Origin of the sequence: Salinibaculum rarum, from assembly GCF_030505615.1 — an archaeon.
GTDB classification, from domain to species: Archaea; Halobacteriota; Halobacteria; order Halobacteriales; family Haloarculaceae; genus Salinibaculum; species Salinibaculum rarum.
In genome coordinates, this window is record NZ_CP129992.1 from 2,389,319 (window position 1) to 2,405,535 (window position 16,217).

Consider the following 16,217-nt stretch of genomic DNA (forward strand, 5'->3'; position numbering starts at 1 on the left):
ATGCATATGGACAGAGACTCCGCACCGCAGGAGATTACGTCACTGGTCGGTCGCGAGGTGTACACGAACAACGGCGTCTTCATCGGGGAGGTTGAGGACCTCCGTCTGAACCTCGATTCCGAGAACGTCACCGGGCTAGCACTGCACGAACTGAACCGGGAACTGTTCGGCGCCGAAATATCCTCTGCGCGCGGCATCATCGTTCCCTACCGGTGGGTCCAGTCGGTCGGGGACGTCATCATCGTTAACGACATCGTCGAGCGCATCCAGCGCCAGAAAGACGACGAGGACGCCGAAGACGAAGTCGCGGCCTAGCTCCCGTTGCTGCCGTCGCTGCTCTCGACGCCCATCGCCTCGAACAACTTCGTCTTGACTGCTTCTTCGGTGAGTGTCAACAGCGTCTCACGGTTGTCCTCGCTGACCTCGATACCGGTAAAGATACCGAGCGGGATTTCGACGCTCGCGTCAGTGGAGTGGCCCGCCGTCTCGCCGCTGTCCTCGAATGCTTCCTCCAGGACGCGCCCGATGTCCATCCGGATGTCCTTCGACCGAGCGGCGAGGTAGATGTTGTCTTCGGCAATCGCGAAGACGGCCGTCGTCGTGATACCCTCCAGATTGAGGAGGTGCTGTGCGGCCTGCGTGAGCGCGTCGCGGTCCCGGATGAAACCGGCATTCGAGACGAGATGCGAGCCCTGGACCTCACGATTCCGGATGGCCTCGGCGAGGACGTCCAGCGTCTCGGGAGACATCGACGGTGACTCGACCTGTTCGAGCGTGTCGTGGTCGGCGAACGGATAGAGGTAGGCCGCGGCCGTGAGGTCCGCGGGCGTCGTATCCCGTTTGAAATCGAGCGTTTCGGCGCGGATACCGTAGAGCAGGGCCGTGGCGACTTCCTTCTCGAGCGAGAGGTTCAGCTCCTGGATGTACTTCGTGAGAATCGTCGACGTCGAGGAGACGTTCGGCCGGATGTCGGTAAACTCGGCGTCGTGTTCGTGTTCGTGCTCGTAGTGGTCGATGATGATGTCGGCTTCCGTCTCGTCTGCCGGTTCGCCCGACTTGGCGTGGTCGACCAGCGCAATCGTATCGTACTCGTCGATGTCGATATCGGCCGCAGAGACCAGCTCGATACCGAGGAGGTTGACGAAGGCGCGGTTTTCCTGGTGGCCGATTTCGCCCTCGTAGATGATGTCTGCCTCGATGTCACGGCTCCCAGCGATGGCACGGAGCGCAGCAGCACTGGCAATCGAGTCGGGGTCGGGACTCCGATGGACGCGAATCGCGAGGCGCCGCTCGGTGGCGTCGATGACGTCGGCGAGCTGTCGGGCTTTGTACTCCAGTTCACCCGTCTCCAGCGCGCGGAGGGCGGAATCTGCGATGACCGCCGAAGGGTTGATAACCACGTCCGCACCGAGCGTCGAGAGGGTGTCGGCAGAGACCGGGTCCGAGGCACGCGCGACGATAAACTGGTCGCCGCCGCGCCCGCGGATGTGCTCGACGGCGGTGGCGTTTGCCTCTTCGTCAGAAGAGAGGATGAGAATGACGTCCCTGTCTGCGACGTCTTCGGCGACCGTCTCGTCTTCGATGTCGCCCTGTCGCGCGTCGAGGTCCTGGTCGCGCAGCGCCTCGACGCGGCCCTCGTCGGCGTCGATGATGAGAACGTCCTTGTCTTCGTCGACGAGTTCGTCCGCGACAGCGTGTCCGACGCTGCCACAGCCGAGAATCGCATATGTAGACATCGAGGCCATCGTGATGCCCGTACCCGTACCCGTACTCATGACTATCTAGCGGGTCGGCACCCAGACCCTTATAACACACAGGTTCCGGCCAATGGACAGACGCGCGACAACTGTCCCGGAGTCCAATCTACAGAATCCGGACAGTACAGATTTGTTGGAGAGGTTAGTAATCAATACGACCCACTATCAGATGAGTTAAACGAACAATTGGGTGGCGGCATTGAGGGTGGGCAAAACGAGACCGGACACCCATCAGAGTGGGCAGATACAGGGACAGTCCCATGGTGGGCTAACCCGCGAGGAGCACAGTCATCGCAGCGGGCACCATCTGGACCGAGCGGCATCTCTCCGAACCCTCCGGGGCCCAATCTCAGGATGACGCGCAGTACTAACTCACGACGGAACACGTCTCACGACTGACGTGTCTGAAACGGACGAAAGGAAACGTATTTTACCAGGCCACAGTAAGCGATTGTTGCTGGGCCGGTAGCTCAGTCTGGCAGAGCGACGGCCTCTTAAGCCGTCGGTCGAGGGTTCAAATCCCTTCCGGCCCGTTTCTCTGCGACGAGCAAACCACAAGACGGCGGTACGTCTGACTGAAGCTTTTCAACCCCCGCGACAATCCCGTATTGATATGGAAGAGGTTCTACGCGATATGGAGGAAGTTACACTCGAATTCGACGAGGAGACGCTGGAGGCCATCGACGACAAGGCCTTCCGAGACCACTGTGACAACCGGGAGGCCGCGATTCGGACGCTCCTCGACGAGTGGCTGAAGGGCCGAGACGATTAGAGGGATTTCGTCATCTCGACGTGCTCGATACCCGCTTGGTCGAACGTCTCGCTGACCGTCTGGTATCCCAACCGCTGGTAAAACGACTCGACGGCAACCTGGGCGTGGAGCCGAACACGACGACAGCCCTGCTCGCGCGCCACGGCTTCGGCACGAACCATCAATTGCGCCCCCAGTCCGTTGCCCCGCTCGTCCGGGAGCACAGCAACGCGCTCGATTTTGGCAGTCTCGTCGTCAAGCGTACGAACCCGCGCAGTCCCGACCGGCGCACCGTCGTCCGCCTCGTGGGCAACGACGTGCGTGGCAGCGTCGTCTCTGTCGTCCATTTCGACGGCCTCGGGGACCCCCTGTTCGTCGATGAAGACACGGCGACGCACTGCGTGGGCGTCAGCGAGCGTCGCCCCCTCGTCGACCACCTGCAGGTCGTAAGCAGCCATCGCCACCAAGTTGTCGGCCAACACATCTGAACGTTGTGACTGACCACGATTGGCTCGGAGCGCCGGCAGTGGAAAAATCATTTTCAACGTGGCCGCAGAACTGGCCCGTGTATTTCGGACTTCGATACCTTCAGCTGTGAGAACTGTGGTACGGAGTTCAAAGCGTATCCCGACGCAGAAGCGGCACAGAACGGGTACTGTAGTCCGAGTTGTCAAACAGCAGGGAAGGGGCTGAACTGAGCAGCCGTCTGCTGTCGGTCAGGTCACGGCAGCGTCAGTTTTCGGGGCTGTAATTCGGTGCTTCGTCGGTGATGACCACGTCGTGTGGGTGACTCTCCTGTTGGCCGGCCGAAGAGACGCGGACGAACTCCGACCGCTCCTTGAACGCCGGAATCGACTCCGCACCGACATAGCCCATCCCGGACTGCATCCCACCGACGAGCTGGTGGAGCTCCGATTCGAGCGTTCCCTTGTAGGGGGTCGCTGCCTCGACGCCCTCGGGGACGTAGTCCTCGTCTTCGTTGTCGTCTTTCAGGTATCGGTCGCCACCGCCCGACTTCATCGCGCCGACCGAGCCCATGCCGCGGTACTGCTTGTACTTCTTGCCGTTCATCGTGATGACACGGCCGGGCGCTTCGTCGGTGCCGGCGAAGTACGACCCGAGCATCACGGCGTCGGCGCCGGCGGCAATCGCCTTGATTGCGTCACCGGAGTAGCGGATGCCACCGTCGGCGATGACGGGCACGTCCTCCTGGACAGCTACGTCGGCAACCTCAGAGATGGCCGTAATCTGGGGCATCCCAGCGCCGGAGACGACGCGGGTCGTACAGATAGAGCCAGGACCGATGCCGACCTTGATGCCGTCGGCGAAGTCGACGATTTCTTTCGCGGCTTTCCGGGTGCCGACGTTCCCGACGACGACGTCAGCGTCGACTTCGGCCTTGATTTCGCGGGCGCTCTCGATGACGTTCGCGTTGTGTGCGTGTGCACAGTCGATAAAGAGCACGTCGGCGCCAGCGTCGTCGGCGACTTTCGCGCGTTCGGCTTCGAAGGGGCCGACAGCGACGCCGGCACGGAGGTGCCCGTCCTCGTCGCGGGCCGCCTGGTCGTACTCGCGGCGTTGGAGGATACCGGCCATCGTCACCAGCCCGACGAGGCGCTCGGCCTCGTCGACAATCGGGACGCGCTCGATTTTGTGCTCGTACATAAGTTCGAGCGCGTCGCGCGGGGAGACGTCCTCGCCGGCGGTGACGACCTCGTCGGTCATCGCTTCGCGGACTGCGTCGGATTCGCCGACTTCCAGATACGGCCGGATGTCGGTCCCGGAGATGATGCCAAGGACCTTGCCGTCGTCGTCGACGACCGGTGCGCCGGAGACCCCCTGCCGGCTCATCATCTTGTCGACCTCTCGAACAGTCTGGTCCGGTGAGGCGGTGACGACATCGCGGATGATGAGTTCGTCGGCGCGCTTGACGCGCTCGATTTCCGCGGCCGTCTCCTCGACGGTCATGTTGCGGTGGATGACACCCAGGCCACCCTGTCGGGCCATCGCGATAGCCATCTCGCCCTCGGTGACGGTGTCCATCGCCGCCGTGAGGACTGGGACGTTCACTTCGACGTTTTTCGAGACGCGCGACGCGGTGTCGGCCTCGTCGGGTTCGACGTGACTCTCCTTGGGACGGAGCAACACGTCGTCGAATGTCAGCGCCTCCGGTACCTCGAGTTTCTCAGAGAAAGGACCTGAATCGTTCGCCATGTAAGTCGTCATCGGGGACTGATGAAAAGGGTTGCGAGATTCAGTTTCCACACACGACTATCCGGAGAAGACTGGATACGTTCGCGACGCGTTTTACACTGCCTCGGGACACGAACATCAGCAGGATTTAGCCCGCAGTAGTGTAATCAATCCAGTTGTGGGATGAATATATCCGCAAACGTTTGGTGTGGTGCCGTTTGCCACACAATCCTTTTGTCGATATACCCAATACTTGTGTGTATGTACTCCGCCAGTTCCACCAGCGGACGTAGCGGTTCGAAGCAGTCGCGCCACAGCCTGAGCGCGGCGAATACATTTTCGGTGGGACACGCGTTTGGGTCGACCACGACCCACACGGCGGAGCGACAGTCCAGGCGGGGACCTTCCTATCGACTGGCCAGGGGAGATGGCCACTGCTGAGCAGCGATGAGTAGCTCCGAACACCCGATTGCGCTCTCTCTGGAGCGACAGGTCGGGGACGCGACGAGATTGCTGGCCATCGTGATGTGTCTCCCGCTGGTCGACGGGCTGTTCCCCGCGCTCGTTCTCGCTGGGGCTCTCGATAGCGTGACCGGCATCCTGGAGGTCGGCCTCCTGGTCTTCGGCGGGAGCGCGATGGTCGCGGTCATCCTCGCCGAGATGGACGACACGCCGCGCAAACAGGCGCGCATCGTCCTCAGCGTCGGTGCTGTAGTCATCGCTCTTGCCATCGTCGAGGCGGCGCTCGCGCCGACGCTTGCCGGCGTCCTCAACCTCGCTGTCTTCGAGCGCTTTGCCGGCGTTGTCATCCTCGCCGTCGCAGCGTCGACGGCCAGTGCACGCATCGGCGAGTATCTGCCCCGCCCGGCAGTCATCGTCGCGCTCGGCCTCGTCGCCAGCGTGGACCCGTCCGGGGCCTCGCTCGTCGTCGACGCGCGGCCGGACCTAATGTTGCGTGCGGCCGCGGCAGCGGGCGTCGGGGTGGGCTTTGCGCTCGTCGTCGCGCTGGTGAGCCCATGGCTCCGGAATGCGGTCGACCTGGACCGCTTTCGCTTCGGGAGTGCCGTCGCGCTCGGGGTGTTGCCCCTCTCGATTTACGGCATCATCCCCTCGAACGCACCGCTGGCGCTGGCGGTGCTGGTCGTGACGGCTATCTTCGCGTTCGACCCCGGCCGCGCCCGGGAGCGAGACTGGGAGTACGAACCCGACGACATCGACGTCACTGCCGCGCTGTCCAACGGCGGCAACACCACGACCCAGCCGGTCGACGAGCGCGTCGAGAGCGGTGACGGCGGCGAGTACGACGACGAACGGCTGCCCTGGCTGTGACCGCCGAAACGAACTTTTAGGGGTGCTCACGCCCCAACTGCGTCTATGGCAGACAACCGCGTGGTTCAGGGGCGGATGGTGACCCCGAAGCACCTAGCCAAGCTCATCGAAGGAGAGGACGTGATGGACGCAGAGCCTATTGAGGACGCAGACCGGGAGTGTCCAGACTGTGGCGAGAACGTGCTCGAAGTCGGCTACATGCCCTCGGCACTGGAGTTTGTGACCGGCTGGAAGTGCCAGGAGTGTGACTGGCACGACACCGACCGGGAGTAATCGAAATTCCTTTAGGGGGATTCGACAAAGGGGTGAGTGCGGGCTCGTGGCCTAGTCCGGGAAGGCGGCTGACTCCAGAGGCTACGCGCCTGGGACGACACTCCAGCTGATATACTGAGCGGTCCGGCTGATCACCGGCCGCGTTGATGACCCTCTGGAGTTCCGAGGCGCAACCGGAGATATCAGCCGATCGGGGGTTCAAATCCCTCCGAGCCCATTCTGACGTTCAATCGTTCGGAGAGCTGTCTGTAACGGTTCAGGCCGAGTACACGGACTGGCTGTGGTCGCTATCACGACGGCCGGACTGGTCTGGAACACCATCAACGACGTTTTCGGCTGCTGTCAGCCAGTCAGCGACAGTGTACGTCATCGCGCCCCCGGATTCGGATGGAACGGTGTAGGGAACGACACCTTCCAACGTCGCTGTGTCCGACGTTGCTGGTTCGAACGCCAGGAGAACGAGCGGGACTCGAATAGTCTGCCCAGACCGTGCAGTGTCGACCAGAGACTGCGGCGTTTGCTGTCGACTGACGGCTGGAGAAAGCGTGTAGCCGCGTTCGCCAGCCCATCGCTCGAATCGGCGGACAAGTCTATCACGGGTAGCTGGGAGGCTGAGGTCAGCGCCTGCGTGTGATTGTGGTGGCCACTGTCGAGTCCGGAGTTCGTCGACGAGTGGCGTCGCTGCGAGTGCTTCTAATCGCTGTTGAATGCTGAGTATCTGGTGGTGACTCGCCGCATTCACGTCCCCTCGGACGTAGCAGTTCACGGTCAGTGGTGTCGTCGGGTCGGTGCATATTGGGCCACGAGGGTGACTGTCGCCACCAGTGCCCGCTATCGCGGAGCGGTCAGGCATCAACTGCGAGTACAGTCGCCTGCCTCGTGAACGCTTCTAGGAGGGGTATAAACTACCATCAAAATGACCGAGACGGACGTACTGCTCGTCTGCGGTATCACGACAACAGATGTCACAACTACGCTCCCGGACCGGACTAGCAGTTCACAGCCACCCGATTCGAGACAAGAGACAGACGCCTGAACTAGTGACGAGGTCGCGGGGTGCTTGTCAGGATTGAGCAGGCGAGACGGATTAGGCAGTCTCTGGTGGGGTTTTCGGCGGCAGATAGAAACAGACTATTGCGGCTTCAGTCCTGAACTGCTAGCTTTATCTACTTAGAGCGCCTCTAGAGAGTATTCAGAAATCTTCTGAAGTAGACCATGCCACGAACACAACAGTACTCTGTCGATCTGTCTGCCGATGAACGAGCGGAACTGAACGCGATGCTTTCGGCTGGCACATACAAGACGCGGGAACTCACGCGTGCACGGTGTCTCTTGCACGCCGATGACGGCTTGACTGACCCGGAGGTCAGTGAAGCCGTCGGCTGTCATCCCGGGACAGTCGGTCGCATCCGTAAACGCTACACTGAAGACGGCCTCGCGGCGATCACTCGCCGCAAGGCCGACCGCGTCTACGAGCGAAAACTCGACGGACGTGAGGAAGCCCACCTCATCGCCTTGGCGTGCAGCGATCCGCCAGAAGGACGTTCTCGCTGGTCGCTCCATCTTCTTGCAGACCACTTCGTCGCTCTCTCCGAGATCGACGTTGAGTCGATCTCTCACGAAACCGTGCGACAGATCCTAAAAAAACACAACTCCACCCTCACCGATCCAAATCTTGGGTGATTACGCCCGAGAACAGCGCTGCCTTCGTCTGCAAGATGGAGGACGTTCTTGATCTCTACCACGAACCCTACGACGAAAAACGTCCAGTCGTTTGTTTTGACGAGTCCAACAAGGAACTGCACAAGGAAGTCCGCGACCCGCTCCCGGCCCGCCCGGGAGCGGTCGCTCGGTACGACTACACCTACGAACGGAATGGCACACGCAACCTCTTCGTGGTAAGCGAACCGTTGACTGGCTGGCGACACGTCGAGGTAACCGAGCGACGACGCAAACAGGAATTCGTCGCTCAGATGCAGTCGTTGGTGGATGATCACTACCCGGATGCGGAGTGCATCCGGGTGGTGATGGATAATCTGAACACGCACCAACGGTACGCCTTCTACGAACATCTCCCGCCAGCAGAAGCTCGTCGGTTGCTCAGTAAGCTCGAGTTTCACTTCACGCCAGAACACGGCAGTTGGCTGAACATGGCGGAAATCGAGTTCAGCGCTCTGTGGACGGAGTGTCTTGACCGCCGCATTCCTGACCCAGCGACACTCCGTACGGAGGTCGCTGCGTGGGAACGCACCCGAAACGAGGACGAATCCGAGATTGATTGGCAGTTCACGGCCGATGACGCTCGCATCAAACTCCGCCAGCTATATCCAGCAAATCACGATTGAAGCCGCACTATGTTGCCTTGTGGGTCGCGCTGTTTGAATTCGATTTCACCGCCGAGCGATTCGATACACCATTTCATCACGAACAGGCCAACACCCGAACCGTGGCATGTGGGCGTGGTTTCGTCCGGGGTAAACAGCGCATCGAACTCGTCGTCGTGGATTGGCGGGTTCGAGTCGCTGATGTCGATCTCGACGCGGCCAGTGTTCGGAGAGGACCCGATGCTGACATCGACAGCCGGTCTTTCGTCCTCACTGTGGACGATAGCGTTTTCGAGTGCGTGAGTGAGCGCGTGCGTAAACGCCCCTTCACCAGCAATCCACATCTCGTCACGTTCGGTGATCGAAATTTCAGCTGACGGGTACTCGCACTCGACATCGTCTACCACCTGCTCGACGGCAGTCGTTGCGTGTCGCCGGACGAGCTCTGTTTCGGTCTGTGTTACTGCCTGCTCGATTTCTTTGACAGACTCTGCGATACTGCTCAAGTTCCTACCCCGGTTCCGAATTGTGGTGGCAGCCTCCCGAACCGACGCTACCGTGGTCGTCTCGATAATCTGGCTCATATTGCCCGCGATTATCGTGGCTTCGTTTCGCAGATTGTGTCGGAGGATTCGCCAGAAGAGTTCTGCACGGTGGTATGTCTCATAGTAGTCTGTAATGTCGCGAATTTCCGCGCGGACGCAGGGTCGGTCCGCGACGGTTTGCCGGGAGAGTTCGATCTCCGCCCAGATTAGCTCCCCGTCGGCCCGTTTGAACCGCCACGTGAACTGTCGCGGACTGTCGGTCGTACTCTCGTATAAATGACGCTGGAAATCGCTTTCAGAACGTGGGTGTGTGTTGGCAGTATATGATTCGATAGAGCGGTCACGCAACTGTTCGGTCGTGTACCCGAGAATGGTCTCTACTCGTTCGTTCGCATCTAAAATCATCCCGTTTTGTGGGTCATATAACGCAATCCCGACGCTGAGAGTGTTATACTCCGACGGCAGTTCGATCCCCTTCTGGCATGGCATACAACAGTCGTAAGACTGCATCCGCGGCAAGTGTTTGTTACTAAGAGCAGTATATACCTCTCTTTTTGGCTACCGTGACCCAGGATAGTGTGACGTGGTCTGCCCTCAACGACCAGTTACGCTGAGAGTTTCTGTACTTCTGCTGTCCACTCGCCGATGACATATCCATTCAGGTCTGCGTCTTTCCGCACATCGAGTTTATCTGCCATCGCTATCCGGAAGATTCCGCGTTCACTCTCGCTCAGTCGATGCGTCTCGAGGTGGGCAGCGACGCAGTCTTTCACTTCTGACTGGTCGGCGTATTCGGTCATGCGGATGGCACGAGACTGGTCACAGACTGGGCAGTTGAGGATGCCGATTTCTGCCATACGGACGAATTTCTAGCCACTACAAAAGCCAACTGCTATGAGTACTATTGAGAGGTACGTACATTCACGACGCTTCAATACCTGCTATATTCAGAGTCCATGGGTCGTGAGAGCCGGTTTTTGGCTTCATCTCCCAGCAGATATTCGCTGGCACGAGACTGTTTTGCCCTCGTAAGACCGACGCTCAGTTGTCTGTGAGACGGTGGGCAGTTTCGTTTATTTCGCGGACTTTGGCGGTGTGTTCTTCGTTTGCGGTGGCAATTGATTCAATCTCATCGGCGACAGCCTCAGCCTGAGAAACGAGTTCGTCGACCATGGAGGCGACCTCCTCAGTCGAGGCCGCCTGGTCGTTGGTCACCGCTGAAACCTCCTGGATGCCGTCTGAAGCCTCCTTGACTACCTCGGCGATGTTCTGGAGTTTCGACATGGCATCCTCGACCTGCTCCGTTCCCGTATCGACTTGCTGGGTCGTGTTCTCGAGGCTCCGGACAGTGTCGGCGGTGTCGTCCTTGATTTCGGAGACCATTTGCTCGATGTCGCTGGCGTGGTTCTTGGACTCCTCGGCAAGTGACTTGACCTCGTCTGCGACAACGGCAAAGCCCCCGCCAGCCTCGCCGGCGCGTGCGGCCTCGATGCTCGCGTTGAGTGCCAACAGGTTGGTCTGCTCGGCGATGCCGTTTATCATCTCGACAACCTCATCTATCTCGTCGATTCGGTCCTGCAGACGAGCAACATCAGCCGCCGCCTTCGTGGAGGACTCGTTGACGCTGTTCATCACGTCGATGGCCTCAGTCGCGGCCTCCCGTCCATCACCGGCAAGTGTCTCGGCCCGTTCGCTCGTCTGAGTCACCTCATCTGCAGTCGCCGCGATTTCCTCGACGGTCGCAGACAGGCTTTCGACCTCTCCTGCGACTTCGTTCATCGAGGTGGTCTGTTTTTGTGCCTTCGAGCTAATGTGTGCGGCCCGGTCGGCGATGTCGTCTGCTGCGTCCTGGCACTCTCCGACTGCTGTTTCGACGTCGTCAGCGACATCCTGCTGGCGCTCTAGTTCCCGTTCGAGGTCCTGGCTGTAGGAGTGAATGTACGACTCCATGGCGACCTGCTGGTCGAGGTTCAGCAGTTTCATCACAGCCAGAGACTGGTCGACGACTTTGTCGATTGCCTCTGTCGGCGTGTATGTCTCTCGAGGGCCACTCGTCGCACTGTTCTGGACGGCCGTCCCGCCATCTGTCACAGCGACGTTCTCTTTGATATCCTCCGCGACTGCCTCCATGATACCCTCGTAGTATATCGAGTAGGCACCGAGGTAGATTTTCGGCCCCAAATCGAGCATGTCGTGAATCTTGCCGATTCGGGCACGGTTCGAGAAGTACTCTTGGTCGTACTCGCCGCTTGAGAGGTCCGTGAGATACTGGCGTTGGGTCTGTTTGAGCTGGTCGACAGTTTTGCTCGACCGGCCAAAGATAGCCAGAGTCTCATCGAACTGCTGGAGATGGTCGTAGAAATCGTCGACGAGGTCGCCACTGATCTGGCTGAGAGAATCAGACATCTCTTCGAGTAGCCTGGCATCTTCGGCATCGAATCCAGTAAACTCCTTTCGCCACTGGATTTCCCGTTGGTCGAGACCGAGTTCGCTTGTCAGCTGTCGGCCGTCTACCTGTCGTCGGTCTGCTGCAGTGAGTGTGTTGTCGTCGGTCATGTTGTCTCGTTAGATAAGCCTCGACGGCGACCGACGATTCAGATTCGAGAACGGAGTTCCTTGCTAATAGTAGTATATACACCTACAACCAGCTACGATGGTATCACCAGTCCCCATCGAACAGACGATTCTCTATTTGCATGCCTCGCTTTCAAAAAACCAACGTCAGTTGACCATCCGGTTGTCAGAGCTGCAAGTCGTCGGGTTACTGCATCGACGACTGGGCCTGAGGTGGGGAAGCGTCGGGCTGTTCCGCAAGGGCACTCTGAATCGCCGCTCGCAGCGTGTCCAGTTTGAAGGGCTTCTCGAGGCACTCGGCGACACCGTGAGCCTGCAAGTTTCGCGGCGGGAGACACCCCGAAATCGCAATTATGGATGGGTCGCAAGGGGACCGTTCGATGGCGGTGAGCAGTTCAAGTTGCTGTGTCCCCTCGATTCGCCAATCACAGACCACCACATCGACCGACGGGTCGAGGGCATCGAGCAAGGCGTCACCGGTCTCGACGCCGCGGACGTCGTGAAACTCCCGGAGCCGTCGAACGAAAATATTTCTGAGTTCGGTGTTGTCGTCAGCGACCACAATAGTGCGCTCAGGCATCACCTGAATTGACACAGATGAGCTATGTGAAGGCTGCTAAGAGTAATACTGAGTGGGGCCCATACCTCACCAGACTATATATCTGCACACAGTTTTGCAGTAGCCAGCGTCTCGGTGGTGATTGACGGACCGTTTTTGTTTTGGTTCGTGCCACACGCTGACTGCTGTGCAGAGACAGTACCCGCCGCCGCCGTGACCGTACGCTATAGAACTGTCATCACTCGAAGACTCCATCGTCACGCAACCCGGTCATGAGGTCAGCGACGAGCGCCTCCACATCGTCGTACGGGTAGTCCTGATACTCGGCGTACCCCATCCCGAGCTCCATCGCTCCCAACGAGACGCCGGGCGCCTCGAACGTCGTCGCTGCCCCGTCCGGGAGAACCGGGATGAGTTCCATCGGGTCGACGACGGGGTACTCCGCCTGTCCGAACACCGCCACCAGTTGCTCTCGAATCTCTTCTTCGGGGTTTTCGGCAGTCATCACGAGTGGGTACACCACTTTGGCATAACACTATTTCGGGAGCCCTGGGCCACCCGTCGCCAGCGGTGACATCTTATTTTTGACACTGCTGGCGGTGCAGGACGAGATGTAGATGTCGCTTGAGGAGTGTAAGTCGGGCCTGTGTCATCACGACAGGCCCTGAGTTGGCAGTCGTTATGGACTATCCTTAGTCCCGGACTACCGGACGGGCACGATGCCCGTACTGTCTGGAGCGACTGCCGGCGTATAAACACCAGCATCCCACTCGGTGTGGTGGGTACGGCGGCCGGGGGTAGCGTTTTCGGTGGCCGGGCACAAAAGACGGTCATGCCACGAACAGCGGTCATCGCCGGCGTCGGTCCCGGTCTCGGAGAGTCACTCGCTCGAAAGTTCGCCAGTGAGGGCTGTCAGGTCGCACTGTTTGCGCGGTCCGAAGAGTACATCGACGAACTGGCCGACGACCTGCCCGCCCCTGGGGAGGGACTCGCAGTGCGGACGGACCTCACAGACGTCGACCAGATTAGAGATGGCTTCGAAACAGTCAGGGACGCGTTCGGTCCGGTCGACGTACTCGTCAACCACGCCAGCGCAGCGTCCTGGACAGGGCTGCTCGATACCGACGTCGAGGAGTTCGAACGGGCGTGGGAAGTCAACGGCCGGGGCGCGTTCGTCTGCTCGCAGGAAGCCGTCGGCGATATGGTCGACACGGGCGGCGGAACGGTCATCTTCACTGGTGCAACGTCGGCGGTGCGGAGTCTCGGCGGCACCATCGGGTTCACGGCCGCGAAGTTCGCGGCCCGCGGGATGGCGATGGACATCGCACAGGAGTTCGGTCCGGAGGGAGTCCACGTCGCACATGTGGTCATCGACGGCCAGATAGACGGGCCGAATGCGCGGGAGATGGCACCCGACCGCGCGGACGAGACTTTCCTGGACCCCGACGCGATGGCCGACACCTACTGGCACCTCGTCGAACAGGACGACGTGAGCACCCAACCGTTCGAAGTTCACATCACGAACGGCCCGCAAAACTCCGAGTTTATCTGAATTGAATCGACCGATTTCCGGCGAGACGACGAAGTGGGAATCTGCTCGTGGGATGGACGTGCCAACGCACCAGTTATCAATATCTGTAATTGGAGAATCGTCTACTGCATCGAACTCTCTAGAATGGCCGGGAAATCCATCCGAAAACCGCCATACTGAACGGTTATTGAGAAGATGTTTGGCCGACCTGTTTTTCAATCTACACGTGCCCCAATTATTATCACAGGTGATATCCAACTACCGGGTTGAGAGGAGTGTCGAGCCAACTGAGTGGAGTGGTGTGTCACCTCCTGTGAATTGATACTAATGTACGTCTCCAAACGGGTCCTGGGGGAAGGATACATCGTCGCAACAGGCGCTGTACTGGGCGCCGTCCTCGCCGTGCGATTGCTTCTGGAGGGGGGTGCTGGATTGTTCTGGGTCCTGGCCTCCGGCGTCTCCGTCGCCATCCTCGTCGGCGCCGATTACTGGCTCAAGCGACTGGACCTGGGGAGCGATCAGGTCTGGCAAGTCTCGAACTGGAGTGCGCTCGGGCTGGGAATCGGCACGGCGACACTCGTTGTCCTGACGGTGGCCACGCCGGCGACGACAGTGCGGGGCATCGACGTGACCGTACTCGGTGCCACACTCGGCGCGGCGGCTGTCATCGGAGCACTCACCGGCGTCATCGTCACTGTCCACCAGACGAATCAGAACCTCCAGCGACAGAACGCTGTACTCCACAGAATCATGCGCCACAACCTCAGAAACGACATGTCGGTCGTGCTGTGTCTCCTCGACGATATTCAGGCGGACGGCAACGACGAAACAAGCGAGACGGCGCGTCAGGCTCGGGAGAAGATACAGTCGTTCGTCAAACTGACGGACAGGGTCCGCCAGGCGAATGTCGGACTGAGCGACACCGCAGACAAACGCAAGCGACGCGACGTGGCAGCTATCGTCGCGTCACGGGTCAAGCAGCTGCGACGGGAAAACCCTGACCTGACCGTGGAAATGGAGCTGTGTGGCCAGGCGTTTGCATCCGTCGGGGAGACGTTCGGCCTCGTCATCGACAACCTCGTCGAGAGCGCACTCTCCGAGGAGACACCGACACCGCATCTCACGGTCCGGGTCGAGTGTGAACGAGAGACGGTCAGGCTGGTCATCGACGACACCCGACAGACCATCCCGGCAGCGGACCTCTCGGCGGTCGCTTCTGGGTCGGAGACGGCACTCAAACACGGCCTGGGAGTCGAACTGTGGCTCGTCGAATGGCTGGTCAACGCAAACGAAGGAAAAGTGACCTACGAGACCAACGATGACGGGCATCGCGTCACCATCAAACTCGACCGGGTGCGGGCACGCTTCGCCCGGTGAGTGCGACTGCGCCGGGCGAAACGCCGAATCTTTTTGCGCGCGCCGGCCCCAGCGCAGGTATGGTCTCAGAGCTGTTCGACCCCGACGAGTGGGACGCTGTCGACGAGTTCGACTTCCGTGATATCACCTATCACCGCGGGACGGACGTTCCAGCGGCTCGCATCGCCTTCGACCGGCCGGAGGTCAGGAACGCGTTCCGGCCCGAAACCGTCGACGAACTGTACACGGCACTCGACCACGCCCGCCGCCAACCGGACGTGGGCTGTGTCCTCCTGACGGGCAACGGTCCGAGCGAGAAAGACGGCGGCTGGGCCTTCTGTTCGGGTGGCGACCAGTCGATTCGTGGCGACTCCGGGTACGAGTACACCGACGACGAGGACGACGAGGCCGCACAGCACGGCGTCGGCCGACTCCACATTCTCGAAGTCCAGCGCCTCATCCGATTTATGCCGAAACCAGTCATCTGCGTCGCGCCGGGCTGGGCGGTCGGTGGCGGCCACTCGCTGCACGTCATCTGTGACATGACCATCGCCAGCGAGGAGGAAGCCATCTTCAAACAGACCGACGCGGACGTGGCGAGTTTCGACGCCGGCTTTGGCTCCGCGTATCTCGCCAAGCAGGTCGGCCAGAAGAAAGCCCGTGAGATTTTCTTCCTCGGGAAAGACTACGACGCCGAGGAAGCCGAGGAGATGGGGATGGTCAACGAAGTCGTCCCCCACGAGGAGCTGGAGGAGGTCGCGCTCGCGTGGGCCGACGCCATCACGCGGAAGTCACCGATGGCGATTCGAATGCTGAAGTTCGCGTTCAACGCCGCCGACGACGGGATGGTCGGCCAGCAGGTCTTTGCCGGCGAGGCGACTCGCCTGGGCTACATGACCGAGGAGGCAAGCGAAGGCCGGGACGCGTTCAACGAGGGGCGACAGCCGGACTTCCGACAGTTCCCCTGGCACTACTGACCGCCGAACCACTCGGCGTCCGGCACCCAACCGCAGTCGCTTTGGGTG

The 16,217-nt window shown here is 60.2% G+C and carries 17 protein-coding genes and 2 tRNA genes; 10 read left to right on the forward strand and 9 right to left on the reverse strand.

The genetic code is table 11. The features are described 5' to 3' along the window. Window positions 1–6 precede the first annotated feature (6 nt). A complete protein-coding gene (locus tag QYL91_RS12395) occupies window positions 7–315 on the forward strand; it encodes a PRC-barrel domain-containing protein (protein WP_302080812.1) in 309 nt (102 codons plus the stop codon). Here the strand turns inward: QYL91_RS12395 and QYL91_RS12400 are convergent. Then, a complete protein-coding gene (locus QYL91_RS12400) occupies window positions 312–1,775 on the reverse strand; it encodes a DHH family phosphoesterase (RefSeq protein ID WP_302080813.1) in 1,464 nt (487 codons plus the stop codon). The genes QYL91_RS12395 and QYL91_RS12400 overlap by 4 nt on opposite strands. A gap of 441 nt (window positions 1,776–2,216) precedes the next feature. Here QYL91_RS12400 and QYL91_RS12405 point away from each other — a divergent pair. Together QYL91_RS12405 and QYL91_RS12410 are read left to right on the forward strand one after the other, a co-directional pair. Beyond that, window positions 2,217–2,290, forward strand: a tRNA-Lys gene (locus QYL91_RS12405). An 80-nt stretch (window positions 2,291–2,370) separates the two neighbouring features. Further along, window positions 2,371–2,529: a ribbon-helix-helix protein, CopG family gene (locus QYL91_RS12410; protein ID WP_302080814.1), complete on the forward strand. Its 159-nt coding sequence runs from the start codon at window positions 2,371–2,373 to the stop codon at window positions 2,527–2,529. Here QYL91_RS12410 and QYL91_RS12415 read toward each other — a convergent pair. Together QYL91_RS12415 and guaB are read right to left on the reverse strand one after the other, a co-directional pair. After that, complete coding sequence (locus QYL91_RS12415) at window positions 2,526–2,966, reverse strand: GNAT family N-acetyltransferase (RefSeq protein WP_302080815.1); 441 nt, start codon at window positions 2,964–2,966, stop codon at window positions 2,526–2,528. The two genes, QYL91_RS12410 and QYL91_RS12415, sit on opposite strands and share 4 nt — an antisense overlap. Window positions 2,967–3,240: 274 nt before the next feature. Next, window positions 3,241–4,722 carry an IMP dehydrogenase gene (gene guaB, locus QYL91_RS12420; RefSeq protein ID WP_302080816.1) on the reverse strand — a complete coding sequence of 494 codons (1,482 nt, stop codon included), beginning with the start codon at window positions 4,720–4,722 and terminating at the stop codon, window positions 3,241–3,243. Window positions 4,723–5,148: 426 nt separating this feature from the next. Between guaB and QYL91_RS12425 the strand changes: the two genes are divergently transcribed. From QYL91_RS12425 to QYL91_RS12435, 3 genes are all read left to right on the forward strand, one after another. Then, entirely contained in the window at window positions 5,149–6,030 is an 882-nt protein-coding gene (locus tag QYL91_RS12425; RefSeq protein ID WP_302080817.1) for a DUF5794 domain-containing protein, read from the forward strand. A gap of 45 nt (window positions 6,031–6,075) precedes the next feature. Beyond that, a complete protein-coding gene (locus tag QYL91_RS12430) occupies window positions 6,076–6,303 on the forward strand; it encodes a DUF5795 family protein (protein WP_302080818.1) in 228 nt (75 codons plus the stop codon). Between the two features lie 40 nt (window positions 6,304–6,343). Next, window positions 6,344–6,520: transfer RNA gene (locus tag QYL91_RS12435), tRNA-Trp, on the forward strand. Between the two features lie 39 nt (window positions 6,521–6,559). Here QYL91_RS12435 and QYL91_RS12440 read toward each other — a convergent pair. Continuing rightward, window positions 6,560–7,156, reverse strand: a complete 597-nt coding sequence (locus QYL91_RS12440) for an HTH domain-containing protein (protein ID WP_302080819.1) — start codon at window positions 7,154–7,156, stop codon at window positions 6,560–6,562. A gap of 362 nt (window positions 7,157–7,518) precedes the next feature. Between QYL91_RS12440 and QYL91_RS12445 the strand changes: the two genes are divergently transcribed. Continuing rightward, a protein-coding gene (locus tag QYL91_RS12445) for an IS630 family transposase (RefSeq protein ID WP_302080820.1) occupies window positions 7,519–8,648 on the forward strand; the annotation gives its coding sequence in 2 pieces (ribosomal slippage) (window positions 7,519–7,951 and window positions 7,951–8,648; 1,131 coding nt in all). On the opposite strand, the gene QYL91_RS12450 is transcribed toward QYL91_RS12445, so the two are convergent. The 5 genes from QYL91_RS12450 to QYL91_RS12470 all read right to left on the reverse strand — a co-directional run bounded on the left by QYL91_RS12450 (window position 8,639) and on the right by QYL91_RS12470 (window position 12,810). Beyond that, window positions 8,639–9,661, reverse strand: coding sequence for a PAS domain-containing sensor histidine kinase (locus QYL91_RS12450; RefSeq protein ID WP_302080821.1), 1,023 nt, complete (start codon window positions 9,659–9,661; stop codon window positions 8,639–8,641). The genes QYL91_RS12445 and QYL91_RS12450 overlap by 10 nt on opposite strands. A 116-nt stretch (window positions 9,662–9,777) precedes the next feature. Next, on the reverse strand, window positions 9,778–10,029 hold the full coding sequence (locus tag QYL91_RS12455) for a hypothetical protein (protein WP_302080822.1): 252 nt from the start codon (window positions 10,027–10,029) through the stop codon (window positions 9,778–9,780). A 184-nt stretch (window positions 10,030–10,213) separates the two neighbouring features. Then, window positions 10,214–11,728: a globin-coupled sensor protein gene (locus QYL91_RS12460; RefSeq protein WP_302080823.1), complete on the reverse strand. Its 1,515-nt coding sequence runs from the start codon at window positions 11,726–11,728 to the stop codon at window positions 10,214–10,216. 205 nt (window positions 11,729–11,933) lie between these two features. Further along, entirely contained in the window at window positions 11,934–12,326 is a 393-nt protein-coding gene (locus tag QYL91_RS12465; protein WP_302080824.1) for a response regulator, read from the reverse strand. Window positions 12,327–12,543: 217 nt separating this feature from the next. After that, window positions 12,544–12,810: an MTH865 family protein gene (locus QYL91_RS12470; protein WP_302080825.1), complete on the reverse strand. Its 267-nt coding sequence runs from the start codon at window positions 12,808–12,810 to the stop codon at window positions 12,544–12,546. Window positions 12,811–13,137: 327 nt separating this feature from the next. On the opposite strand from QYL91_RS12470, the gene QYL91_RS12475 reads away from it, so the two are divergent. The 3 genes from QYL91_RS12475 (at window position 13,138) to QYL91_RS12485 (ending at window position 16,169) form a co-directional block, all read left to right on the forward strand. Next, complete coding sequence (locus QYL91_RS12475) at window positions 13,138–13,857, forward strand: SDR family NAD(P)-dependent oxidoreductase (RefSeq protein WP_302080826.1); 720 nt, start codon at window positions 13,138–13,140, stop codon at window positions 13,855–13,857. Window positions 13,858–14,163: 306 nt separating this feature from the next. Further along, the gene (locus tag QYL91_RS12480) at window positions 14,164–15,213 is read left to right on the forward strand and encodes an ATP-binding protein (protein WP_302080827.1); all 1,050 of its coding nucleotides are present in this window, start codon (window positions 14,164–14,166) and stop codon (window positions 15,211–15,213) included. 59 nt (window positions 15,214–15,272) lie between these two features. After that, a complete protein-coding gene (locus QYL91_RS12485; RefSeq protein ID WP_302080828.1) occupies window positions 15,273–16,169 on the forward strand; it encodes a 1,4-dihydroxy-2-naphthoyl-CoA synthase in 897 nt (298 codons plus the stop codon). The last annotated feature ends 48 nt before the right edge of the window (window positions 16,170–16,217 follow it).

Excerpts from the sequence above, each read along its gene's own strand:
- QYL91_RS12475 (WP_302080826.1), top strand. The coding sequence starts at position 13,138 with ATGCCACGAACAGCGGTCATCGCCGGCGTCGGTCCCGGTCTCGGAGAG.
- QYL91_RS12450 (WP_302080821.1), bottom strand. The coding sequence starts at position 9,661 with ATGCCATGCCAGAAGGGGATCGAACTGCCGTCGGAGTATAACACTCTC.
- QYL91_RS12410 (WP_302080814.1), top strand. The coding sequence starts at position 2,371 with ATGGAAGAGGTTCTACGCGATATGGAGGAAGTTACACTCGAATTCGAC.
- QYL91_RS12430 (WP_302080818.1), top strand. The coding sequence starts at position 6,076 with ATGGCAGACAACCGCGTGGTTCAGGGGCGGATGGTGACCCCGAAGCAC.
- QYL91_RS12470 (WP_302080825.1), bottom strand. The coding sequence starts at position 12,810 with ATGACTGCCGAAAACCCCGAAGAAGAGATTCGAGAGCAACTGGTGGCG.
- QYL91_RS12400 (WP_302080813.1), bottom strand. The coding sequence starts at position 1,775 with ATGAGTACGGGTACGGGTACGGGCATCACGATGGCCTCGATGTCTACA.
- QYL91_RS12460 (WP_302080823.1), bottom strand. The coding sequence starts at position 11,728 with ATGACCGACGACAACACACTCACTGCAGCAGACCGACGACAGGTAGAC.
- QYL91_RS12465 (WP_302080824.1), bottom strand. The coding sequence starts at position 12,326 with ATGCCTGAGCGCACTATTGTGGTCGCTGACGACAACACCGAACTCAGA.
- QYL91_RS12395 (WP_302080812.1), top strand. The coding sequence starts at position 7 with ATGGACAGAGACTCCGCACCGCAGGAGATTACGTCACTGGTCGGTCGC.
- QYL91_RS12415 (WP_302080815.1), bottom strand. The coding sequence starts at position 2,966 with ATGGCTGCTTACGACCTGCAGGTGGTCGACGAGGGGGCGACGCTCGCT.
- QYL91_RS12425 (WP_302080817.1), top strand. The coding sequence starts at position 5,149 with ATGAGTAGCTCCGAACACCCGATTGCGCTCTCTCTGGAGCGACAGGTC.
- QYL91_RS12440 (WP_302080819.1), bottom strand. The coding sequence starts at position 7,156 with ATGCCTGACCGCTCCGCGATAGCGGGCACTGGTGGCGACAGTCACCCT.
- QYL91_RS12485 (WP_302080828.1), top strand. The coding sequence starts at position 15,273 with ATGGTCTCAGAGCTGTTCGACCCCGACGAGTGGGACGCTGTCGACGAG.
- guaB (WP_302080816.1), bottom strand. The coding sequence starts at position 4,722 with ATGGCGAACGATTCAGGTCCTTTCTCTGAGAAACTCGAGGTACCGGAG.
- QYL91_RS12455 (WP_302080822.1), bottom strand. The coding sequence starts at position 10,029 with ATGGCAGAAATCGGCATCCTCAACTGCCCAGTCTGTGACCAGTCTCGT.
- QYL91_RS12480 (WP_302080827.1), top strand. The coding sequence starts at position 14,164 with ATGTACGTCTCCAAACGGGTCCTGGGGGAAGGATACATCGTCGCAACA.